This window comes from Bradyrhizobium sp. SSBR45G (genome assembly GCF_030159255.1).
In the GTDB taxonomy this organism is placed as follows: domain Bacteria; phylum Pseudomonadota; class Alphaproteobacteria; order Rhizobiales; family Xanthobacteraceae; genus Bradyrhizobium.
On sequence record NZ_BSCT01000005.1, the window covers coordinates 57171 to 80641 of the forward strand.

The window sequence follows — 23471 nt, forward strand, 5'->3', positions numbered from 1 at the left end:
TGTCCGGTCAACGGCGCCTTCTAGCGCGCCGGCTCGCTTCATAGAAGAAAAGACAAGCTCGATGGTTAGTTTTGCTGCTCACCGGGTTCCGATTCGGTGAGCAGGACCGGCCGCGGTCCGACCTCCAGCCGGCCGTCGACAATCACGCTCTTGCGGCCATCGAGGTCCTGGCGGCGCCGGTAATTGCGGCCGGCCTGGTAGGTCGAGCTGCCGGCCGCGCTCCATACGACCTGGCCGCTCCGGCCGTCGGGCAGGGTCAGTTCCAGCCGCCACAGCGAACGGCCGAGACGCGACAGCGTCTGCACTCGGGCACCATCGAGCCATTGGCGGACGGTCCGGAAGGCGACGCCGGAGGCCAGCAGTCCGGAGGCTGAATCCCACAGGCGTCCGAAATCGGAGCCGCCGCCATCGATCTCATACCAATAGGAGCGATCGACTCCCACCGCCCATTTCATCAGATAAGAGCGCGCGAGATAGGCCGCCTGATTGTCGTCCTTGAGCGGCCAGCCGGCCTCCGTGTCCCACATCGGCTTGCCCTGCAAACCCTGCGCGGCCAGCATGGCCTTGAAGCGCTGAATGACCGGCAGCACCGCTTCCGGATCGCTCACATAGCCATGGAACGCAAACACGTCGGCATATCGGCCTCCCCCCTTGTCGAGGAACGCCGATTGCCAGCGGTAGCCTTCGGCGGTGCCGTTCGACGATGGCGTCAAGACGATCAGCGTCGGATCGATCGACTTGATGATCTCGTAGGCCCGCTGCTGCAGCCTGACCATCGTCTCGACGTCGCCGGAATAGTATTTGGGATCCTCCGGCTCGTTCCAGATCTCCCAATACCGGATCCGCCCCGCCGCCCGCGTCACCGCCGCGCGCACCCAATCCTCCCAGACGCCGAGGTCGGCCGGCGGCGAACTGGCGCCAGGGCTGAAGGCCGGCAGCGCATCCCTCGACGCCGCCGCCCAGCGCGGCGTGTAGGCCAGATTGAACACGACATCGAGACGGCGCTGCTCGGCATCCTGAAGGATGCGATCGAAGCGCGTCCAGTTATAGACGCCGGGCGCCGGATTGACCTGCGCCCAATAGATCGCGCCCCACAGCCGAACGGTGCTGAAGTCGAGCGGGGCCCAGGGACGCGGCAGGCCGATTGCGTTCACCGTCATGCCGAAATAGCTCGAAGGGACCGGCGTCCGCGCCCGCTCCGCCGGAGCCGCCATCGCTTCGACGCCCGACGGCCTGGAGACCAGGTACGCTGCAGCAGCAGCACAGCCCAGAACGAGCAGCACCAGCGACACACGGAGCTTGCGGCGGGTGCCGCGCGGAACGGCCTTCATCTCACCGGCCCTCAAAATCGCTGTCCTTGTAATACCTTAACACCGGCCCGGCACGGCTCTTAACATAGATCGCGTTGAGCGTTGGACAAAGTTCGGCCTTCTTGTTAACGCTCGGACGTTAATATCACGCAAGCCGGTTCCTCTTGCCTAGACGCCTCATGCTGCATTCAAAGCCCCCGCGGCGCATTCTGATGATCGTCGAGAATCTGCCGGTCCCGTTCGATCGGCGCGTCTGGTGTGAGGCGACGTCGCTCAGGAAGGCCGGTTACGAGGTCGCGGTCATCTGCCCGAAAGGGCGTGGACATGACGCGTCCTATGAGCTGCTGGAAGATATTCACATCTACCGCCATCCGCTTCCGGTCGAAGCACGCGGCATTGCGGCCTATTTCATCGAATATCCGACGGCGCTGTTCTGGGAGCTGCTGCTCGCCGTCAAGGTCGCCTGGAAGCACGGCTTCGACGCGATCCACGCCTGCAACCCGCCCGATCTGATCTTCCTGCTCGGCATCCTGTTCAAGCTGTTCGGCCGCAAGCGGTTCATCTTCGATCATCACGACGTCAATCCGGAACTGTACGAAGCCAAGTTCGGGCGCAAGGACGTGTTCTGGAAGCTGCTGCGTCTGGTCGAATTCCTCACCTTCAAGACGGCCGACATCTCGATTGCGACCAACGAATCATACCGGGACATCGCGCTCGGCCGCGGCGGCATGCCTGCGGACCGCGTCTTCATCGTCCGGTCGGGCCCGAACCTGCAGCGTGTCCGTCCGCGTCCGGCCGATCCGGCGTGGCGGAACGGCCGCCGCTTCAGCGTCGGCTATATCGGTGTGATCGGCGAATCCGAGGGTCTGGACCTGCTCCTGCAGTCCATCGATCACATCGTTCACCAGCTCGGGCGAACGGACATCCAGTTCAACATCGCAGGCACCGGTCCGGCGTGGAACGCCATCGTGAAGCTGAGCGAGGCGATGAACCTCTCCGACTTCGTCACGTTCACCGGCTCGATCGGCGACGAAGCCTTGTTCACGATGCTCTCCACCGCCGACCTTTGCGTGAACCCGGACCGGGTGACGCCGATGAACGACATCTCCACGATGAACAAGATCATGGAGTACATGGCGCTCGGCAAGCCGATCGTCCAATACGATGTCCGCGAAGGACGCCGCTCGGCGCTCGATGCCTCGCTCTACGCCGTGAAGAACGATCCGATCGACTTCTCGAACAAGATCATCGAACTGATCGACGCCCCTGAGCAGCGGGAGGCCATGGGCCAATACGGACGACAGCGGCTGGAAAAATCGCTGTCCTGGGATCACGAAGAACCGAAGCTGCTGGCCGCTTACGAGGCGCTGTTCTCGCAGACGCCCGGGCGTTCTCCCGTCGCGGTCGAGCCGACACGCGCCGTGCGCCCATCGAGCCCGCGATCGATTTGAACTGCGTCGATCGGCCGGCGCGCGTTCGGCCGTTTACCGATCTGGAATGATTTCCACCGATTTGCGGGACCTGTGATATCAGCGGTCTCACATTTGATCCCTTTGCCGCCGGGCGACACGTCCAGGAGGCTGTGAAAACATTACGATGAACATCAGCATCTTCGGCCTCGGCTATGTGGGAACCGTCTGCGCGGCCTGTCTGGCAGAACTGGGACATACCATCATCGGCGTCGACAAGGCCGGTGCCAAGGTCGAGCTGATCCGGACCGGCCAGTCCCCGGTCATCGAGCCCGGCATCTCCGAAAAGGTCGCAAAGGCCGTCGCGAACGGACGCCTGACCGCGTCGGCGGATGCCACGATGGCCATCGCTGCATCCGACATCTCGATGATCTGCGTGGGGACCCCCTCCGCGGCATCGGGCGACCTCGACCTGACCGCCATTCGTCAGGTCGCAGCCGAAATCGGTCGCGGCCTCAAGGACAAGCCAACGCCGCATCTGATCGTCATCAGGTCGACGGTGCTGCCGGGAACCTCGCAGAAGATCGTCGTGCCTCTTCTCGAGGAAGCCTCGGGCAAGAAGGCGGGGACGGACTTCGAGGTCAGCTTCAATCCCGAGTTCCTGCGGGAGGGATGCGCGATTGCCGACTTCAACACGCCGTCGAAGACGGTCGTCGGCGCCGACCGAAAGGAAACGGCCGAGCGCGTCCTGGCGCTTTACGATGAGCTCCCCGGCGCCAAGATCGCGACATCGATCGAAACCGCCGAGCTCGCCAAGTACATCGACAACAGCTGGCATGCCCTCAAGGTCGCGTTCGCCAACGAGGTCGGCGTGATCGCCAAGACGCTGGACATCGACAGCCGCGACGTGATCGATATCTTCCTGCAGGATACGCGTCTGAACATCTCGGCCGCCTATCTGCGACCTGGCTTCGCCTTCGGCGGCTCGTGTCTCCCAAAGGACGTCAAGGCGCTCAAGCATCTCGCGCAAAGTCATGGGCTGTCCGTGCCGGTGATCGAGAACGTCCTGCCGAGCAACGACATGGTGATGTCGCGCGGCGTCGACTGGATCCTGTCCCAGGCGGGCCGGAAGGTGGCGTTTCTCGGGATCAGCTTCAAGGCCGGCACTGACGATGTGCGCGAGAGCCCGTTCGTCCTTCTGGTCAACAGGCTGCTGAGCCAGGACCGCGAGGTCCGCGTCTACGATCCCAATGTGCGACTGTCGCAGCTGATCGGCGCCAACCGGGACTTCCTGATGCGCAACCGGCAGATTGCCGAGATCCTCGTCGACGACGTTGCCGAGGCGATAGGCTGGGCTGACATCATCGTGCTGACGACGAACGATCCGCGCTTCATCCAGGCCCTCAGCGGCACCCGCAGCGGCCAGACGATTCTGGAGCTGACCGAAGCCCGGCTTCCCGAAGATGTTCGCGCAACGGTGAAGGGCTTTCACTGGTGAACGCGCGCGGCCCGACAGACGAGGCGCGTCGTCGGCCAGCCATCGATTTCCACGACGACATCGCCACGCGCTGGGAAACCCTGCACCGCAGCCGCGCGTTCAAGGCGCGGACGGCCACGATGCTCGGCCTGTTGCCGCGGCAGGATCTCGCCGGCCAGCGCTGGCTCGATGCCGGATGCGGCACGGGGACATTGTCGCGTCTCCTGGCACAGCGCGGCTGCGTGGTGACCGGCGTCGACGCATCCGCCGAGATGATCGGCCTGGCGCGGCGCTTCCAGGCCGATACGGAGCAGCCTGCCGGACTGCGCTTCGACCAGATCGCCACGATCGAGTCCCTGCCGTTCTCCGACGGTTCATTCGACGGCGTTCTATGCGCCAGTGTCCTCGAATACGTCCCCGACGTCGCCGGTGCCTTGCGCGAAATCCATCGGGTGCTGCGTCCCGACGGACTGGTGCTGCTGTCGATTCCCAATCGCGCATCGTTGCTGCGGCAAGGCTTCAAGCTGGCCTTCGCTGCTTCATCAAGAATCGGGGCGCGGCCGGTCTTCCGCTACATGGCGGTCTCGAAATTCGAGGCCTCGGCAGACGCCGCGACACAGATGATGAAGGACATCGGATTTTCCGTGCTGGGCCTCAATTTCAGCGGCACTCCGCTGCCGGCCTTCCTCGATCACAGCCCGCTGTTCGGCACCTTGATCAACATTCTCGCGCGCCGCACCTGACGCGCGTCGGCGCTATGCCCTGATAGCCATCAGCGACTTCGTCAGCCCGAGATATCGCTCGCGGTAGATCCGGGCGTCCGGAAACATCTGCTGCAGCTCGTCGCCATCGAACAGGTACCAGTCCGGCGCCGTCTTCTTGAACCAGAACCGATTGAACAGATCGATCACGGCGATCTGCGACCGGCGAGGCAGGACAACGATCAGCCCCGGCAGCCAGGTGTGGCTCTCGATCGGAAAATAGCGATACGGCGTCTGGACATAGAACGATCGCGCGACCCTCGATACTTCATTGGCAAATCGCAATTGATGCGCGCGCGCGACGTCGTGAAACTGCTGATCATCGGTGATCTTGACGACCTGCTGCTTTGGTCCGGTGACATGCTCGATCACCGACGAGCAGAAGCAGAAGTCGAATTCCTGATCGGAGAATGGAAGGCGCGCGGTCTCCTCGAGAAGAACCGTCTTGAACCCATAGCGCTGCCGGGCCACCGCAAGATCCGTCGCCGAGATGTCGCAGACGGTGATGTTCTTGTGCTCGGGAAGAATCTCACGGATGTGACGGCCCGTTCCGCCGCCGAGGTCGAGAACGCTGGCGCCGCGCGGGATGTCGACCGTCTGCACGAGGAAGTCCCCGCGACGGCGGCGCGCCGCAGCGGAAAATCGAGCTTGCAATCTGTCCAACAAGATCAGACCTCCGGCTAACGCCAAGTTCGGCATGGCAATGTGGAACGGCCGGGATCGGCCTATCCCCGGCCACTCATTTGACCGCTTCGAAAAAGATCGACTCGTCGGGCCTGTTGTCGAGCAGCTCGAGATCCGGGCAACGCCCCTGCCGATAACCACACGCTTCGGTCTGCGAGAAGCCGGCCTCACGAAACAGCGTCGCAAGCGATTCGCGCGTGAACCCCCAATGATGCGCGAAGGCCACGTCCCGGCGCGTGGTGACTTCGAACATCCCCTGCAGAAAAGCCTGCGGACGCGCGGCATCATAGAGAGCCACGATGCGTTCGACATCGGGAACGACGACCCGGCACACCCCGCCGGGAACGAGCACGCGATGCGCCTCGCGGACCAGGCGTTCGATCTCGTCGGGAAACAGATGCTCGAACACGTGCGCGCTGAAGATCGCCGACGTGCTTGCATCCGCGAACGGCAGCGGCTTCGTCAGGTTCACGTAGCGCAGCATGGCGAACTTGCCGCTGCGATGCTCCGCGTAGCGGCTGTCGCCGATCAAGCCGAGAGCGTGAAGCACGGTCGCAGCGAAGGGAATGCGGGCGATCCAGAGATGCGGCGTGATGTCGGTATTGATCCAGCCCTCAATGCCGCAATTGAAGGCTCCGATATGGAGCTTTGCGTTGGATGGCATCACCGACGTCCCCGTCATTGGCAAGGTGGGATCAGTCCTCACGACAGCCTCCAGTTCGTACGGAGGGATACGGCGACCGACGCGGCGCTCGATACGACCATGCCGACGATCGCTCCGGGAAATCCCCACAGCCAGACCGCCGCGGGCAACGCGCAGCACAGCGACACCAGGCCCGCCAGCCGGCTCAGCAGGAACCTTTGCGGCTTGCCGACGGCGAACAGTGGCAATGCGAGCCCCAGCCATATAGAATCGAGCATCATCGCCAGCGCCATCAAAGCCAGATTCGCCGATCCAAGCTGATAGGACTTGGTGCCGACCATCATCGACAGCGCCGCTTCGCCGCCCAGGGTCACCACCGCGCCATAGACGATCGAGACCGAGCCCAGCAGCACCACGCAGTCACGCGCAGCCGCCCGGATCGCCGAACGCGAGCCCGCGCGCAGCTTCTCTGCGATCTCGGGCAGGCGAACGGAGACGATCGTCTGATTGAACTGGCTGAGCGGAGCGAAGATCAGGAGCAGGATACGAAGTGTTGCGCCGGCCTCCAGGCCGAGCAGGACACTGCAGAAAGGGATCAGTCCGATGCTTCCGATCCAGTAGGTGAGCGACGTCGCGATGAACCAGCGGCCGCTGCGCAGCAGCCTGGTCATGGCCGTGGTGAACATCTTCCGCCGCGACCGCGCGAGATCCCCCGGTCGCAGCAGCACGAGAGCGCCAGCGACGGCCGCGGAGACCGCGATGCACGACATGGCTGCAGCCGGGCCGGCCTCGCCTGTCCTGATCATCACGACCGTCGAGATCAAGAGCCCGAGGCAATAGGCCAGCGAGGAAACCGCCGCACGGATCGGCTTGCCATCCAGATAGGCGATGCGCCGATAGACGCTCTGCATCCGGATCGCGGGAACAGCGAGGCCCGTCGCAGCGCCTAGCAGGCCCGATTCCATCGAGAGACCCGCGCCGATGGCGCCGGCCAGCATGATTCCCAGTCCAATCAAGCCGGACACGGCAAGCGCCGACAGATAGATGCCGAACCGCAGCTGCGGCCAAAGGCGCCTGGGGATGCGCTGGGCCGCGGCCGGCAGGCCGTCGTCGAACAGGCCGCGGAGGAACACGGATTCGATCAGGATCGAGAACGACCACGCGACGCTGAACCTGCCGAACGCCTGAACGTCGAGCACATTGGCCAGCACCAGCGTCAAGGCGAAGGCAGAGCCGCTTAACAGCGCCTGATCGACCAGGCCGAGACCGAAATTGCTTGCTCCCGCCTGAACCAGCCGGTCGACCAGACGCACGCCCCGGGGACACGGGGCGCTCTCCTGCACGCGAAGATCCTTCACGACGTCAGCGGCTGGCGATGCCCTGCGGCCTGCAGCATCCCGCATCATGTCCGCAGATCTCTCAGGCTCAGCCGGCTCAAAGCCATGGTCGATCGTCCGAGCTGCGCTTCCGGACCGAAATAGCACCAGAACACCAACACACATCCGAAATAGTTGTGCAGCAGCTGGCTGCTGTCGTTGAGCGAGGTGATGATGATGAAGATCAGGATGGCAAAGGGCGCGAGCCAGAACATGCCGGAGGCCCGGAACGCAAAGGCGATCACATTCCAAACGGCGGCGACGACCAGCAGCAGATAGAGGCCTCCGCCGAGGAGCCCGAATTGCAGCAGCGCATCGAGATAGGAGTTCTCGAATGAGCCGAACTCGGTGTTCCATGGCGCCATGCGCGTCAGCTCGGCCGACGGTGCATTGTCCAGGCCGTTGAAGAAGCCGGAGAAGCCATAGCCGAGCCACGGATGCTGCCAGAAGAAGTGCGGCCACACGGACCAGAGAAACGATCGGCCGGTCAGGTTGGCGGTCCGCCCGACGAGACCATAGAGCCATTCGGTGGGAACGGCGAGGATGGCCAAGCCGGCGAAGCCCAGCAACAGCCAATAGAACGCAGCCAGATCGCGTCGGCCGATCACGATCAGGGCAAGTCCGAAAGTCACCGCGAGCGTCGCGAGCAGGCTGACCAGGGGACCGGCAGCGCCGGTCGCAGCGAGCGCCAGCATGTGACAGGCCGCAACGCCGCCCGACAATCTGCGTTGCGATCGCCGGCCGGCCAGAGCGCGGACCAGCGAGACGATCACCATCAGGCCGAAGAACGCGCCAGCGAGGTTCTTGTGACCGAAGATGCCGGCATAGGCCTCGGTCCCCAGGATCGTCACCCGATGAAGCGCGTCGTAGGAAAAGTCCGCGCCGATGATCGGAAGCAGCAGGACGTGCACGACGAGAGTGACAGCGCCGATCCGAAACAACGCCTCGACGAGCTCGTCGGCGGAGCAGGACACCGACAGAAAGGCACCAAACAGGACCGTCGCCAGATACATCGCGAATTTGACGTAGCCCGCATCCGCGCTCTCGCTGTGAAGCTGCGATGCCACCGCGAGGAGGATGAAGATCAGGAACAGATGGGAGCGAGAGAGCAGCAGGATGAAGCTGTGCGAATGACGCAGGATCTGCAGCAGCAGCAGCAGGTACAGCACCAGCCAGCAGCCGCGGAACAGCACGGATTCGCCGGCCCGCTCGGTGAACGAGATGCCCTCGATGTAGTTGAACAGGAAATAGATGCAGCCGAGCACCATCACCAGATAGGCATAGAGAAACACATCGACGCGGGCGAGCCATTTGGCGAGCATCAGCGGCCCCCCTCATGCGCCGCCGGGCCGAGAAGGCCCTCGGCGACCTGCATGAAGGCCGCCGCGGAGTGCCCGAGCGAGCGCTGCTGCATGGTCTCTCGTGCCCGCACCGACATCTGATCCCAGAGCGCCGGCGTCTCGAGCAGCAGACGCGCGGCATCGATCCACGGCTGTTCGGCGAGCGCGCGGACGAAGCCGTTCTCTCCGTCACGAACGAGATCACCGGCCGCTCCGACATGCGGCGAGACGATGCAGGGAACGCCGCACTGCATCGCTTCGTTGCAGACGAGCCCCCAGGGCTCGAGCAGGGACGGCAGCAGCAGCACGCGCACCTCGCTGTAAACCTCGGCCATCCTGTGCCACGGAATGTACGGATCGTGGCGGATCTCGATTCCAGCAGCACCCAGACGCGACAACATGCGCCGTTCGACCGGACCGGAGCCGACCACGCGAACCTTGAGACCCGGGACCGATCCCGACAGGCCGATCACGACCCGCTCGAAGAACGCCGCGTTCTTGGCATCGTCATTGATCCGGGCGCACCATAGCAGGCTGTAAGGCCTGCTCGACAGGGGGACAACCTCCGGCGGCGCGCCCCAGGCGGGGACCAGCGGCACCGTCGCAATCCGGTCCGCGGGGACCGACTGGCTGAGGAAATAGTCGCGGCCCTTCTCGCCGCAGCAGACGATGGTCCGGCAGCGCCGGAGCAGCCAGGGACGGACCAGACGGTGGTACGCCGTGTCAGGCATGGTCTCCCGCCATCCGTCGATCGTCAGCGCGAGAGGCCGCCCCCGCAGCTGCGCCCATACCGCGCCGGCGAGCATGGACGGATAGAACCCGTTGACGACCAGCGCCGCCGGGGCCAACGCGCTCAAGGCCCGGCCGACGCCGACATTGACATGGGTGTAGCGCGAGCGGCTGAGCGGAAGCGATATCCCGGCAACGGTTCGATGCGGATAATGCGGCTCGAAAGAGCCCGCCCATGAGCGATCCGCCTCCTGCTCCGTGCATGACAAGACGGCAAGATCCAGCCCCTGCGCGACAAGCTCGTTATAGAGCCTGTTGGTGTACGGGGTGATCATGTTGTTGAAGACGACGACGCGCCGGGACATCGATCATCCGCTCTGCGGCGGGTTACCGACGTCACACAGCGCAGCACAATGATAGGTGGCCAGCCGGGTGGCGACCGCAGGTCCCAGCGCGAGCAGGAGCTTGCGCAGGACGCTCTTGCCGAGGCCCTTCAATCTGGACGAATGGAAGGCGTGGACCGCGACGCTGTGATCGTAAGTGCCGAACCTGGCAACCTTCAGGTCGCAGGTCTCGATCAGCAGGCGGAAGGTGTCGGGCGTGTAGAAATTGATGTGACCGATATCGAGCGTGCTCTGCAGCGCCCGGTGGCTGGTGCGGGCATGCAGCTCGCAAGGCACCTCGACGACGACGAAGCTGCGCGCGACGCGGGCGAGCTCCCGAAGCAGCCGTCGAGGTTCCGGCACGTGCTCCAGGACGTGGCTGGCATAGACGAGGTCGAACGAGCCGTCAGCAAAGGGCAACGTCACGCCGTCGTAGATGCCCCACGCGAATGCGGCCGCACCCGCCCCTTCCGTTTCCAGGTGGACGCGCGGATCGATGACATCGATGCCGGTGAACTCCCGGCCGATTCCCAGCGCCGAGAGGCGTGCCAGCACCGCGCCCGTGCCGCAACCGACCTCCAGCACGGTGGCAACGGCCGACGCGGCCGGCCCGATCAGATCCGCGATGTGATCGGCCTTGTCGATGGCACAGACGCGGCGCCATTCACGTTCATCGTCCGAATAGGCGCCTTCATAATAGGCGTTGTGATGGCCGACGCTGAAACCGGTAATCATCGCAAACCCATATCATCAGCAGCTTTTCGGCCAAGCCGTTAAATGCCGCATTGTTCGTTATTCCTTAACGTTCCACGGCAGGCGCGCTGATGTCCTGCCGTGGCGACGGCCTCAAATCCGTCGGCGATTGCGCCGTTCGACCGGAGCACGGCTGTCGAGATCGTAGCCGATGTCCGACATGGCCTTCACGAGAATACCGACGTTCCGCTCGGGGACGCCCGCCAGCCCCGCCATGAGGCGATCCCGCAGCCTCCAGCCCGGCCCTTTGAGCAGATCGATCGCCTCCGTGTAGAGCTCGGATTTGACGAGGCGGGCAAACTCGGCGATGGCGGCGTCAGCGAGATCCGGTGGCAGGCCTTCGAACATTGCCAGCGCCATCGCATTGCGCTTGACGGCGATCCACCCCTCGTTCGGACCCAGCCGATAGGACATCCGCAGCAGATCATAGTGATCGTCCCGCAGCCCCTCCCGGTTATTGCGCACCCAGAACAGCACCAGCCACAGATAGGAATCGGTCGGCGCGCAGCCGAGAGACTTGCGGATCGCCTGATCGAGCTCCGACAGCCGCCGGTCGAGCGTGTCGGTCGCCGACGACAGCGCATTCTCGGCGAGTCGCAGCCGAATGATCGCGACGCTCCGATCGACGACCGGAACGCAGTCGATGCGATCGCTGGCGCGCTGCAGCAGCGGCGCCAATGCGTCGAGATCGGCGTCGCTGACCTTGACGTTGCGCAGGATCAGGTCCTTGGCAGCCTCGAGCCGGCTTTGATCCTGAAAGACCGGCAGACAGCGAATCCCCCAGGCGACCGCGCTGAGCGCAATCAGGGCAATGCACGTCCGCAGCAGGACCGCGCCTGGCAGGAACACCGGACCTTGGCGGTCACTCCGTGTAGCCATAGCGGGAATAGTGGGAGTTATAATAATAGCCCTTGCCGCCATAGCCGCTGTAGCGGCTCATCGCCGCGATGTCGGCCTTGTTGAGCACGACACCGAGCAGGTTCTCGTTCACGGCGCGGGCGCTGCGCAGGGCCCGCTCGACCACCTGGACGTGAGTCTTGCCCCACTCGACGATGAAAATGAAGGAGTCCACGAAATGAGCCGTGGTCCTGACATCGACCACCGGGGTGAGCGGCGGGAAATCGACGATGATGTAGTCGAAGTCGCCCCGGACTGAATCGATCAGGTCCTTCATCTGATCGGACGCCAGGACGTCGTGCGAATGGGCGATGCGCGACTTGATCACGCCGGGCAGAAAGACGAGGCCGGTGGCGGGGTCGCGCCAGACTGTTTCCTGCAGCGACGACTGCTTCGAGAGCACGTCCAGAATTCCCCGCTCGGCGTTGGGAGACACCTTGCGGGTGAGCGACGGATTGCGCAGGTCGCAATCGATCAGCAGCACGCGCACGCCGCTCTGGGCGACGAGCTGGGCGAACACGAAGGCCAGCGTCGACTTGCCCTCGTTCGGCAGGGCCGAGGTCAGACCGAGAATCTTGGATGGTTTGGAGACGCCGAGATCGGCGCTGACCTTGATCGACCGGATCGCCTCCGAGAAGCGCGAGAAAGGCGAGTCGATGGCGGCCCACATCACCGGATCATCGCCCCGCGCGATCATGCGCGGCCCTCGCGGCACCAGATCCGGCGTTGCCGACGTTGCGCTGAGCTGGGCCGGCGGGACCCGGGGAACGACGGCGAGACAGTCGGTGTCGAGCACGGCCTCGACGCTTTCGCTCGTCCGGAACACGCGGTCGTAGAGATCCCTGAACAGGCCGGCGCCAAGACCGACCATCAGCCCGCCGACCAACGAGAAGGCCAGGACGACCAGGGTCTGAGGATGGCTCTTGCCGAGCGGCCGGGAGGCGCGCGTGATGACCCGGGCCTCCGTGATCGGAAACGACTGCTGCTGCACCGTTTCCATGTAGCGCTGCAGGAAGTTGTCGTAGAGCGAACGGAAGGTCTGAGCGGAGCTCTCCAGTTCGCGCAACTTGACCTGCGCCTGATTGGTCGATTGCGACTGCGAAACCGAGTCGCTCACCGCCCGTTCGATCTCGTTCTGCCTCTGGAGCGCGATGGCGTAGTCGCTCTTGTAGCTCTCGGCCAGTCGCTTCAGCTCCTCCATGATGGAGGTCTGGATCTCCCGCATCTGATTGCGCAGATTGACGGCCGCGAGATGGTTGTAGCCATAGCGCGCCGACCAATCCGCCTCACGATTGGCGAGTTCCAGATATTGCGAGCGCAGCTTCGTGACGACCTGGCTGTTGAGCGTATCAGCGACCGTCGCATCCGGCGCGCCGCCTTTGACGACGGCCTCGATGCGGTCGAGCCTGGCCTTCGCGTCGGCGACCTGGGACTTCACGGTGACCAGCTGGGTGTTGAGCTCTCCCAACTGCTGCTCGTTCATGAGCTTGCCGTTGGCGGCGGTCACGATGTTGTTCGACTTCTTGTACTCGAGCACGGTCCGCTCGGCGTCGGACGCCTGCGATCTCAGCTCCTGGATCCGGTCCTGCAGCCAGACGCTGGCGCGGCGTGTCGCCTGGTACTTCGAATCGAGCTGATCGACGATGTAGGCGTCGGCGACGGCGTTGGCGATCTTGGCCGCTTTTTCCGCATCGAGCGAACGGAAGCTGATCTCGATGACATAGGTCATGCCGCGGCGGCGGATATCGAGCTGGCGCTGGAACACGCGGACGGCGCGCCTCGTCATCTCGAATTCGTAGTGCGGCGAGTTGCTCCCGAACATGCCGCCGACGAAGTCCACGAGTGCGCCGACGGCACCGGCATTCGAGCCGATGAATTCGGGATCCTCGATCAGCTTCAGGTCGCGAATGACCGAAAGGGCGACGTTCTCCGATTTGAGGATTTCGACCTGGCTTTCGACTGCCGTCGAATCCACGGGGATGTCGTTCATCACCGATTGCTGCTGGAAGACCTGGAACTTCCGCGTATCGATGATCAAGGTGGCGAGCGCGGTGTAGCTCGGGGCGGCCGTCAGCACATAGGCCAAGCCGGCCAGCAGGCAGATCGCCGCCGCGCCAGCAATGACGATGTACTGCCGATGCAGATAGGCAACGAGGCCATCGAACGTCTCAGCGAGCGAAGGCGTATCGACTGTCGTAGCCCTGAGATCGACAGGCGGCGAAACTTGATTGCGCTGAAGCATGTCCTGCGAGAGCCGGTCCGATGCCCTGAATATGGCGCCAAATCATCAATATAACATGAGCGCCCGCCGCCGACCTGAGGCGCTGCGGGCGAAGCCGGCCACCGCGCCAGGCGGTGGCCGCGAGTTGGTCGACTAGGGAGAGACGGTCGTGATGATCGATGTCGTCGTGGTCGACGTCGTCGAGCCGGTCGAACTGCCGCCCCCGCTGGTGCTTGCCGTGAAGCTGAACTGGCCGGTGTTCACGCTGCTGCCGTTGATCGCTTCGAGGCTGCCTCCGCCGCCGGTCCCGGTTCCGAGCCCCGTCGTTTGTCCGCCGGAGGCTCCCGCGCTGCCAGCACCGCCGGCGCCCGTCGCAGCCGTTCCGGTATCACCGGTCGCCGCCGCATAGGCGACGATGGCATCGAGGTCCTTCGTCTCCGCGATCGCCTTGGCGATCCGCTCGGAATAGTCGCGGTTGCTCCGGACCACGATGCGGGCCGCCTGGCCCAGACCCGACGCGATGGCCGCCTTCTGATCCTTGTTGGCCTTTGCCAACAGCGCGATCAGCGCGTCCAGCGTCGCGGGATCGTTGACCGCGAGATCACGGGCCTTGGCGATCAATTCGGCTCCGCCAGTCGGGTTCTGCGTCAGGATCTGCTCGGGGTTCGCCTTGAAATTCGCCGCCTGATCTGCCGCCGACGGAACGCTCGGTTGCGCCATCGCGACAGCGCCCGGTGCGGCCAGGACGAGCGTGCCCAAAGCCAGCCGCATCCCCAGACCAACTGCCCCAACAGAACGATGGAGTTTCAACACGGCCATCTCCTTCTCACACGCTAACAGTTTTTTAGCACAAAGCTGTTGGTCCGCCAACGAATTCACCCGGCCGCCGGGGCGGCCCGAAAATCAAGGTTAAACCCGGCGCTCGGTCGTGCCGGCGCGGTCACGCGACGGGACGGACGCCCTGCCGGAGCGGAAGGACTGTGCCAGGGACACACCTATGACCGCAGCAACGACAATAGTAAACCCCGGGATCTGCAGCGAAAAGTCGATCGTGGAATGGAGCACCGCAGCCATCAGGGTGCACAGGCCGACGACTGGGAAGATGACGTCCCGGCGGCGGTGCAGCACCCCATGGGCCAGGACAACGCCGCCGCCGATCAAACCAATGATAATGGCGGCAGCCATTAACATTCCACCGTCGGCGGCCAGCTCTAGCCAGGAATTGTGAGCACGATTCCACGTCCCCATGAGCGAAATGTCGTCGCTGCGATAGGCCGGATAGAGCCACTCGAACGTGCCGAACCCGGATCCCAGCCAGGGATGGTCGAGCACCATTTTCCAGGTTGCCCGGTACGTCGACAGCCGGCCTTCGTCGGACAGTCCCTGGGCGCTGAAGCGACTGCTGACCCCGCCGCCGAGCAGGGACAGCAATGCGGCCGCGATCGCCAGTCCGCCCGCCGCAGCGATTGCTGCTCCATAATACCGCGGCAGCCGGCGGTGAAAAAATAGCACCGCCGCGGCGACGGCGGCCACGAGCGAGAGCAGCACGGCGCCGCGCGAGCCGGTGAGGAACATCGCCGACAACATGACCAGCCAGCACGCGAGCAGCACCACCAGCCGGCGCCGCGCCCGGTTATTCAAGCGCTGCCGGAGCGACGCGACGCTGAACCGGCCATCCGGCAGATGCCGGTCGAGGACCTCGCAGACCAACATCTGCCAGATCAGCGCGCAGCAGCCGTAATAGATGCCGGCGGTGTTTCGATTGAGGAAGGGGGACGTCAGGGAGGTCTGGTGCGCCTGCTTGGCGTAGATCAAAAGCACCCGCGAGGGATCGATTGCGAAGCTTGCCACCGCAGCGAGGGCGTAGACGAGGCCAGCGACCGCGACGAGGCGCAGAACACGCCGCGCCAGTTGGGGATCACCACCGATCAGAATGCCCCCGGAGAGCGCGAGAAACCCGGCCGCACCCAGCCCCATCGCATAGAATGGTTGCGCCCTTGCCACGGCGCCGGCGGGAGGAACACTGCCACCGAGAAGCCTGGCGGCCTCCTGCCACAGCGGATCGGAAGCGGCCCATGGCCACTGAACCCAGGAGAGCTGCTCACCAAGCACCCCAAAGGTGATCAGAGCGAGCCCCACCAGCACTGCCAGGAGACCGATCTGACCGCGACGCAGATTGGTCAGCAGCAGTCCCGGAACGGCCAGGCCCAGAACGAGAGTGGCGATCGCAAGGACGACGGGGCCCGTCGACCCAAGCGGCAGCGGCGCGAGAACTACGACGGCAGAATACAGCCAGAACGCGCCATCAAAGATCGAACGAGACATCGGCGCCTGTCGCCGATGATGAGTTGATGCGGTATCCATAAACCACCGACACCAGCTCCAACGCGGCTACGGCGCAAGCTTGATCGTATTGCGCAGGAGGGTTGCGTTGTAGGCCGCCACGATCGGATCGTTCACGGTCGCCGTCACGAGCCGGATCTGCTGCATGACCTTGGCGTCCTCGACCGACGTCGCGTTCGACGCGTAGAGCACGTCCTTGTTCCGGAGCTGGAAGCGGGTCGCCAGGAAGTAGCCGGCCGGATCGCGGAAATTGATGTTGTAGACGATCGGAATGATCGGGCCGGAGAACTTGCTCACGTCCACACCAAGACGCGCCGCAACCTCGGGAAGCTCGCCACGATACACGAACACCGAGGCCGGATCGGCCAAGGAGTCGTTCAGACCACCCGCCTTGGCGACGGCTTCCGCCAGCGAAACCCGCCAGGCTTCGAAGTTGAACTGGCCCTGAGATCCCGACGCACCGAACGCAACGAAGGTCTGCGGCTCGCGGTAGACGTAGATGGTGTCGCCGGGGTGAACGAAGATGTTGCTTTGCGGCTCGTAGACGAGCTGCCCGAACGGCACCGTCGTCCGCTTGCCTTCACGCTCGAGCATCACCCAGGTGTCGAAACCCTGCCCCTTGGGGCCGCCCGCTCGGGTGATGGCATCGAGAATATGCTCGCCGGCGGCGTTGGCGGGGAAGCGGGCAGGACTGTTGACCTCGCCCAGTACGCTGATCAGCGACGTCCGCTGCTCGATCAGAGCCACCACGGCCTGGGGCTCGATGGCGCGATTCTTCAACGCATCGACGATGGACTTTTGGACCTCGGCCGGCGTCCGGCCCTTGGCACGGACCGCGCCGGCATAGGGCACGGAGATGTTGCCGTCGGTGTCGACGTTCTGGTTGGGCAGCGTGATGTAGTTGCCCGGGCGCACGCCAGCTTCCGCCGGGATGAACAGACCGCCGGCCGCCGCCTCGAAGATCGTCACGCTGACGACGTCACCGACGCCGAAGCGAATCTCACGGGGCGCCGGCCCCTGGATGCCGCCGCCGAGACGCGGCGCAAACGACGCAAGCACGCCTTCCGTCTCAGGCGTAACCTTCACGACGGCATAAGGAAGGCTCTCGGGATCTTTCTGCCCCGCCCGGACGTCAGACCCCTGCGGGCCGCTCGTCGGCGTGTAGAAGCACCCCGCCAGAGCGGAGGTCGCTGCAAAAACCAGAAAAATGCGTATCGATCTAATAATGGACATACCACCCGCCCCGAACTCTCGGTAGCATAGCGACTGTTGCGCTCACAAGCGCCCGCGCGGGCGGGTGTTAAACGGGCCAATGAATGTTATCGAAGTGAGGCAATTTGGCTACAGTGGCAGGGGCGAGGCGCGGTTTTCATGCGCCGCCGCGGCTCCCTGCGTTGGAGGCTAGGCAAGATATGCTAAGATTGATGAGCATTAACATTTCGAAGGTGATGGCCTGCGTCGTGTCGGCCTGGATGGCGGTCGGCACTTTGGCCTGGCCGGACGGCGCCCTGGCAGCCGACCTGTCCGGCTTTCCGTCGAAGGCCCGGGTCGCGAGGTCGCTCGAACCGTTGGGCCCGCATTGCCGGCGCGTCTGGCGATGCCAGGGCGACATCTGCCAATGGAAGACCACCTGCTGGGGAGGGTGCCCTGACCGCTTCTCATGCTATCCGCTCTATGGTGCCTATGGTCCCTATGGCGGGCGCGGTTACTGGAGCGCCTATAGCTATGGGTCTCTGGGCGGATACCGTTGAGCCGGCGCCGGCCGATCGATCCCGACGCCGCGCGAAGCTTCGTTGCGATCCGCCGGCGTCACCGATGATCGTACGTTAACATTGGCCGCGGAAGATCGGTGCCGGTGAGCGCGACAGGCGCAGGCTCGCGCACCGGTCGCGGTCGGCCCTGCTCCGAGATGGGCCCGCGCGCACCGTGGACTTGCCGGCCGCAAAGAAGGGGCGCCCGGATCCCCCGGCATCCCATGCCGCGGCACTCTTCGGTGGGGCGAGCGGTGCGTGCTTTGGCGATCTGAGGTTTGCGCTATAACGCATCTCGCGGTCATCTCGGCGCTGTCTTCAGACAACGGCCGGCTCTGCGACACAGCCGGAAACCGATCGCGCGGTACAATCGACATGTCTTGCCGGCTGGGTCGAACGCTCGTCTGGCTGGTCTCAAGCGACGCAATCGTTGGCACGCCAACAGCACATCGGGCGCGCTTGGACCTTGGATGGGGTTCCGAGATATCGTGTGGAAAGCGACCTTCTTGTTGTGCGGCCTGATCTGCGTCTCGCCGGCCCTCGGCTTTCTGCCGGCAGCGCTGGCCGTCGGCGTATCCGCCGCGGCGAGCGCCGTCGCTCTGGTCTGGGTCGCGCTGGCCATCCGGCCGCGTGAGCTTGTCTTTCTTTCTCAGATCGGAACGACGTTCCTGATCGGCGCGAGCTTGATACCCATCTGGATCGCGCTTCAGATCGCCCCCCTGTCGGCGCTGGCGCACCCCGTCTGGAGCCAAGCGAGCGAGGCCTTGCAGCATCCCCTGAGAGGCACGATCAGCATCGACATTGGCCTGACGGCGGGAGCCCTCCTGACAAGCCTGTCTGGTCTATGCATCGCGATGGTGGCGGCGGCGATCGCCGTCGATGCACGGCGGGCTCAATGGCTTGCAAGCGCGATATTTTGCGCGGGGATCATTCACGCCGTCGCGATGGCCGCCGGACTCGCTCTGGACAACGCCGGGCTGGCGCTGGAGACGACCCCGCTGGTCTCTCTGGTTGTCATTCTGATGGGTCTGGCCACCGCGCTCGAGCTGCTGGGCTCCCGCAAATCCCGATCAAGAATGCTGGCGTTGCCCGCCCTGGCGATCGCCAGCAGCGTCCTGCTGCTCGGCCTGCAGTTTCGCGGAAGCGGCCTGGTGGCGGCAACGGCCGGAGTTTTCATCGTGGCGCTGGTCTGGGGGCTCAAGCGCTTCCGAGTGCCGGTCTGGGCCGCGAGCTTGGCGGCGCTCAGCCTCACAGGGCTGGCCATCTTCACGACCGTCGCGCTGCGCTCGAACCCCGACTTGCCGTTCGTGATCAGCTTTGCGGACGCCCAGGACAGCGACCTGCAGAGATCCCTTGGCGTTCTCGCGGATACGCCTGCGCTCGGAACCGGCGCCGGCACCATTCCGGCCCTGCTCCCGACCTATTTCGACGGCGCTGAGACGAAGGCGGCACTCAGCACCGCCGCCGCAGGCATCGTCGTCCAATTTGGCAGGATCCCGGCGCTCGTCTTCGCCGGGGCCGTCATGGCGCTGGTCGGCATCCTCGTCCTGGGAGCGCTCGACCGCGGCAAGGATTGGTTCTACTGCGCTGCTGCCAGCGGCAGTCTGGTCGCGCTGATCGCAGGATCGCTTTGCATTTCGACCATTCTGTCGACAGCGGACGTTTTCGTGCTCGGAACGGCGCTCGGCTGCGCCATCTCACAGCGTGTCAGCCGCACAAGAACGCAGGACGCCTAAACCGATGTGGAAGAATCTCATGTCACGAATGCGGGGTTCCGAGAACGAGGAAGCCGAACAAGAGGACGTCTGCATCTACGCGGTCGGCGACATTCATGGGCGCCTGGATCTCCTGTCGGAAACATTCTTCAAGATCGATGCTGACATCGAGAGCTCGAAACCGCGACGCTGGATCGAGGTGTTCGTGGGCGACTACGTCGATCGCGGCGCCGATTCATTCAGCGTCATCGAGGCTCTGGCTGAAAGAGCGCGCGCTCCCCATGTCGTCTGCCTGCGGGGAAACCATGAACAGATCCTGCTCAACTTCCTTGAAGACCCCGGCGTGTTGAAGACATGGCGGCAGTACGGTGCGATACCGACGCTGCAGTCGTACGGCCTGAATCCATCCGCCAATCCCGACCTGGACGAAAGCTTCTTGCTGGCCGAGCAGTTGCGCCAGACGATGCCCTCATCACACCTGCAGTTCCTGCAGACGCTGCCGACCTCGTTCTCCTTCGGAAGCTATTTCTTCGCACATGCCGGCATCCGGCCCGGCGTTCCGCTGCCCGAGCAGCAGGATCAGGACCTGATGTGGATCCGTGAGGAGTTCCTGCTTTGCGACGACAATTTCGGCAAGATGATCGTGCATGGGCACACGCCCGCCCGGGATCCTGAGGTGCTCCACAATCGGATCAATATCGACACGGGCGCCTACGCCACGGGCCGCCTGACATGCGCACGGATCGAGGGGCGTCGGGTCGGCTTCCTATGAGCGAAACAATCCCCGGGCCTGTCACGTCGGCCGCGATGAGCTGGACTCGCCGAGGCATTCCGCTTGCCATCGGCGGAGTGACGCTGGTGCTGTCGTCGTGGTGGATCTGCGCTGACGCCCTGACTGGCCGCCCGCGTCTTGCCGCGGAGATCGGAGCTGTCCGGGCAGACCTCTGGAAGCGCGCAGGCTCGTCGAGCCTTGCGGCCGCGGGCGATTCAGCAGACGAGGCGCACCCGCTCTACGAGCGAGCCGTCGCATCATCACCGATGGACTCGGAAGCCTGGCTCGGCCTCGCCACAGCCACCGACCGCTTCTCCTGGATCAGCCAGAGATCGTCACGGGCGCTCAAAATGTCCTACTACACCGGAGCAAACCTCAAGAGCTTGCTGGCTGAGCGGCTGCTTCTGCTCGCCCGGATCGACACGACGAACGATCCCGAACTCCGCGACATGCTCGCCAGCCAGACCGCGCTGGTGTTGGCTCGGCTCCCGGATCTCAGGCCCGCGATCGGTCGCGCCTACCTTGCAGCCGGCGACGCCAACCGGCTCATCATCGCCGCCAAGGTCAAGGAAGCCGGAGCCGACCTCCAGGCGCTGACCCGCGGCAACTAATCAGCTTCGTTGCGAAAGAAGACGCGGATGGTGCGCAGCAGGATGTGGAGGTCCAGCGTAAAGCTCCAGCTCGATATGTAGGCCAGGTCGTGCTCGACCCTCCTCTGCATGTCCTCGACGGCGGGGGTGGGTCCCCTGAGGCCCCGAACCTGCGCCAGCCCGGTGATGCCGGGCTTGACATGCTGCCGGTAGGCATAGCTTGCGATCAGCTTCGAAAACGCGCTGTCGTGAGCGATGGCATGAGGCCGGGGCCCGACAAGCGACATTTCGCCACGAAGAACATTCAGCAGTTGGGGGAGCTCGTCGATGCTTCGCTGCCGCAGGACGCGGCCGACACGGGTCACCCGCGGATCATTCCGCCGCGCCTGCTCCACGTTTGCTCCGTCCTCCTGGACGAGCATGGTACGGAACTTGAAAATCCGGAATGTTCTGCCGTCGAACCCATTGCGCCGCTGCCGGAAGATGATCGGCCCGGCCGAGTCGAGCTTGATCGAGACGGCGGCAACGACCATCAACGGGAGGAAGACGACGAGCAAGGCAGACGCAGCCATGACGTCGAACCCGCGCTTGCAGCCGCGCTCCACGCGCGACAACGGCGCGCGCTGCATTTCGACGGTTGGAAGCGGGCCGGTCGCCAGGATCGGGAGTGACAGAAACTGCTCCGCGGTCTGATCCGGGAGCAGATGGATCGGCAGCGGAGAGACGCGGAACAGCTCGCACATCCGGTAGATCCGCGCTTCATCACTCCAGCGGAGCGCCAGCACGATCTCGTCCACTTTCAGTTCGCGAGCCCGCTGAATCACCGCCTGGGCGGCCGTGGCGTCATCGACCGCAACATCGCCGCTATCCGTTCCGGACAAGAAGGCTCTGTGAACCTCCGAAAGCCCGTACTTCTTCAGCAGATCAACCGGACGCAAGCGCGACAGTTCGTCAGGCGATCCGATGACGACCGCACGGCGCGTTGCGAGCACGCCTTTGTCGATCGCCTTCCGAAGCGGACGCTCGAAAATGGCGCGGCCCGTCACCAGGGCGGCGCAGCCGATGAAGCCAAACACGATCATCGAGCCGCGGGACACCTCGGCACCGGCCTTGAGCAGGAAAAGGATGAGGATCAGAAACAGGACGACCAGCAACCAGCCGCAAATCAGCCGGCTCCAACGCCGATCAAGCCCCGCCAGCACCGGCGCGTCGTACAAGCCCTGAGACTTGGCAATGAACATGTGAAGGACCGCAGCAAAGATACCGATCCCCACGAAGCTCTCAAACTTCTGGAACACACCGTAATAGGTAACATGATAAACATAGCCGGCGGTCAGGCTCGCGCCGAACACCACCAGCATTTCAGAAAAGATCGCAAGGAGCTCAAGTAGCCCGACATTCGCCGACGCAGCGCCGAAATAGATCGCCGTTCGCCGCTCCGTCCTTGAGTCCGTTATCTCGGTCACGGAGAGTTAACACCCATTAACGTTGCAACGGATGGTTATCAGTACGTTAGCAACGAGGCAAGCCGGTCGGCGTTGCGCGCCGCAGGACGTGACCTAGCGTCCCGGCCGGTATCGCCCGCAACTGATGACATTCGGAGTAAAATAACACCGACCGCGAAGAGCCTTGGAAGCTGAGCCAGGGAAAATGACTCATGGTGCAGCGACGCCCGAGGCTAACGGCCCTCGCTTGTTGACGTCACGGCTCAGCCGCCCGAGCGACCTCTCGCACCACAGACCACGCCTGAGCTACGTGTCCGCTCCAAACGGGTTCACACCGAACCAGCCTTCCAGAAACCAGCCCTATTGCGTCCGTCCGAGTCGCTCAGCCGCGACCGACGTTCTTCTCGCGGCCGGTCAGGCCCAGTTGCTCCTCGATCTTCATCTTCTCCAGGAGGAGATCGGTGACGATCCGCCTGAGGCGCTCATTCTCGACCCGCAACTCGTCGATCCGCTTTTCATCCGCGTCCGCCTTTTGTTCGAGCACGGCCCGAAGGGCGGTATCGGCAGCAGCCCCTTGCAGGACACCAGCCTCAACAGTTGAAGACTGCGATTTACGCCACCTGTGATAGGTCATGACACTGACCCCGAGCGCCTTGCAAGCTTTTGCCTGCGACTGACCGCTCGCGATGAGATCCCCCGCTTCGCGAAGCTTTGCTGCGATTTCTTCTGCCGAATGCCGCTTCATCTGGGTCTGTTCAGTCTAGGGCCCCGAAAGTTCCGCGCCATCATGCCAGGATATGCAGCCGGTTCGGCCGGATCGGCGGGCTTTCGGTAACATTATATATTATCAAAATCCCCTCCGTTAAGAGACG

Annotated in this window: 21 protein-coding genes; 7 read left to right on the forward strand and 14 right to left on the reverse strand. The window is 64.0% G+C overall.

What is annotated here, in order from left to right; genetic code table 11:
- Positions 1–65 precede the first annotated feature (65 nt).
- Complete coding sequence (locus QQL87_RS08350; RefSeq protein WP_284416908.1) at positions 66–1331, reverse strand: glycosyl hydrolase; 1266 nt, start codon at positions 1329–1331, stop codon at positions 66–68.
- A 158-nt stretch (positions 1332–1489) separates the two neighbouring features.
- Between QQL87_RS08350 and QQL87_RS08355 the strand changes: the two genes are divergently transcribed.
- From QQL87_RS08355 to QQL87_RS08365, 3 genes are all read left to right on the forward strand, one after another.
- Positions 1490–2761 carry a glycosyltransferase family 4 protein gene (locus tag QQL87_RS08355; RefSeq protein ID WP_284424107.1) on the forward strand — a complete coding sequence of 424 codons (1272 nt, stop codon included), beginning with the start codon at positions 1490–1492 and terminating at the stop codon, positions 2759–2761.
- Positions 2762–2906: 145 nt separating this feature from the next.
- A complete protein-coding gene (locus QQL87_RS08360) occupies positions 2907–4217 on the forward strand; it encodes a nucleotide sugar dehydrogenase (protein ID WP_284416911.1) in 1311 nt (436 codons plus the stop codon).
- A complete protein-coding gene (locus QQL87_RS08365) occupies positions 4214–4939 on the forward strand; it encodes a class I SAM-dependent methyltransferase (RefSeq protein WP_284416912.1) in 726 nt (241 codons plus the stop codon). The genes QQL87_RS08360 and QQL87_RS08365 overlap by 4 nt, the downstream gene beginning before the upstream one ends.
- A 12-nt stretch (positions 4940–4951) precedes the next feature.
- On the opposite strand, the gene QQL87_RS08370 is transcribed toward QQL87_RS08365, so the two are convergent.
- From QQL87_RS08370 to QQL87_RS08420, 11 genes are all read right to left on the reverse strand, one after another.
- Positions 4952–5560 (reverse strand): class I SAM-dependent methyltransferase, encoded by a 609-nt coding sequence (locus QQL87_RS08370; RefSeq protein ID WP_284416913.1) that lies wholly within the window; start codon positions 5558–5560, stop codon positions 4952–4954.
- Between the two features lie 136 nt (positions 5561–5696).
- Positions 5697–6323, reverse strand: a complete 627-nt coding sequence (locus QQL87_RS08375; RefSeq protein WP_284417223.1) for a class I SAM-dependent methyltransferase — start codon at positions 6321–6323, stop codon at positions 5697–5699.
- 20 nt (positions 6324–6343) lie between these two features.
- The gene (locus QQL87_RS08380; protein ID WP_284416914.1) at positions 6344–7627 is read right to left on the reverse strand and encodes an MATE family efflux transporter; all 1284 of its coding nucleotides are present in this window, start codon (positions 7625–7627) and stop codon (positions 6344–6346) included.
- Positions 7628–7686: 59 nt separating this feature from the next.
- Entirely contained in the window at positions 7687–8982 is a 1296-nt protein-coding gene (locus tag QQL87_RS08385) for an O-antigen ligase family protein (protein ID WP_284416915.1), read from the reverse strand.
- Positions 8982–10094, reverse strand: coding sequence for a glycosyltransferase family 4 protein (locus tag QQL87_RS08390; protein WP_284416916.1), 1113 nt, complete (start codon positions 10092–10094; stop codon positions 8982–8984). The genes QQL87_RS08385 and QQL87_RS08390 overlap by 1 nt, the downstream gene beginning before the upstream one ends.
- A 3-nt stretch (positions 10095–10097) precedes the next feature.
- Positions 10098–10847, reverse strand: a complete 750-nt coding sequence (locus QQL87_RS08395; protein ID WP_284416917.1) for a class I SAM-dependent methyltransferase — start codon at positions 10845–10847, stop codon at positions 10098–10100.
- Positions 10848–10958: 111 nt separating this feature from the next.
- A complete protein-coding gene (locus QQL87_RS08400) occupies positions 10959–11786 on the reverse strand; it encodes a hypothetical protein (RefSeq protein ID WP_284416918.1) in 828 nt (275 codons plus the stop codon).
- Positions 11728–14004: a polysaccharide biosynthesis tyrosine autokinase gene (locus QQL87_RS08405; RefSeq protein WP_284416919.1), complete on the reverse strand. Its 2277-nt coding sequence runs from the start codon at positions 14002–14004 to the stop codon at positions 11728–11730. Before QQL87_RS08405 ends, QQL87_RS08400 begins: the two co-directional genes overlap by 59 nt.
- Before the next feature lie 132 nt (positions 14005–14136).
- Positions 14137–14853 (reverse strand): hypothetical protein, encoded by a 717-nt coding sequence (locus QQL87_RS08410; RefSeq protein ID WP_284416920.1) that lies wholly within the window; start codon positions 14851–14853, stop codon positions 14137–14139.
- Positions 14854–14892: 39 nt separating this feature from the next.
- Entirely contained in the window at positions 14893–16308 is a 1416-nt protein-coding gene (locus QQL87_RS08415) for an O-antigen ligase family protein (RefSeq protein ID WP_284416921.1), read from the reverse strand.
- 66 nt (positions 16309–16374) lie between these two features.
- Positions 16375–17385 (reverse strand): polysaccharide biosynthesis/export family protein, encoded by a 1011-nt coding sequence (locus QQL87_RS08420; RefSeq protein ID WP_284416922.1) that lies wholly within the window; start codon positions 17383–17385, stop codon positions 16375–16377.
- 365 nt (positions 17386–17750) lie between these two features.
- Between QQL87_RS08420 and QQL87_RS08425 the strand changes: the two genes are divergently transcribed.
- The 4 genes from QQL87_RS08425 to QQL87_RS08440 all read left to right on the forward strand — a co-directional run bounded on the left by QQL87_RS08425 (position 17751) and on the right by QQL87_RS08440 (position 21175).
- Positions 17751–18077 carry a hypothetical protein gene (locus tag QQL87_RS08425; protein WP_284416924.1) on the forward strand — a complete coding sequence of 109 codons (327 nt, stop codon included), beginning with the start codon at positions 17751–17753 and terminating at the stop codon, positions 18075–18077.
- A 488-nt stretch (positions 18078–18565) separates the two neighbouring features.
- On the forward strand, positions 18566–19813 hold the full coding sequence (locus QQL87_RS08430; protein ID WP_284416925.1) for a hypothetical protein: 1248 nt from the start codon (positions 18566–18568) through the stop codon (positions 19811–19813).
- Between the two features lie 4 nt (positions 19814–19817).
- On the forward strand, positions 19818–20564 hold the full coding sequence (locus QQL87_RS08435; RefSeq protein ID WP_284416926.1) for a metallophosphoesterase family protein: 747 nt from the start codon (positions 19818–19820) through the stop codon (positions 20562–20564).
- 77 nt (positions 20565–20641) lie between these two features.
- Positions 20642–21175 carry a hypothetical protein gene (locus QQL87_RS08440; protein WP_284416927.1) on the forward strand — a complete coding sequence of 178 codons (534 nt, stop codon included), beginning with the start codon at positions 20642–20644 and terminating at the stop codon, positions 21173–21175.
- Here QQL87_RS08440 and QQL87_RS08445 read toward each other — a convergent pair.
- Both QQL87_RS08445 and QQL87_RS08450 read right to left on the reverse strand, forming a co-directional pair.
- A complete protein-coding gene (locus tag QQL87_RS08445; protein ID WP_284416928.1) occupies positions 21172–22620 on the reverse strand; it encodes an undecaprenyl-phosphate glucose phosphotransferase in 1449 nt (482 codons plus the stop codon). The genes QQL87_RS08440 and QQL87_RS08445 overlap by 4 nt on opposite strands.
- 361 nt (positions 22621–22981) lie before the next feature.
- Positions 22982–23344 (reverse strand): helix-turn-helix domain-containing protein, encoded by a 363-nt coding sequence (locus tag QQL87_RS08450; RefSeq protein WP_284416929.1) that lies wholly within the window; start codon positions 23342–23344, stop codon positions 22982–22984.
- Between the last annotated feature and the right edge of the window lie 127 nt (positions 23345–23471).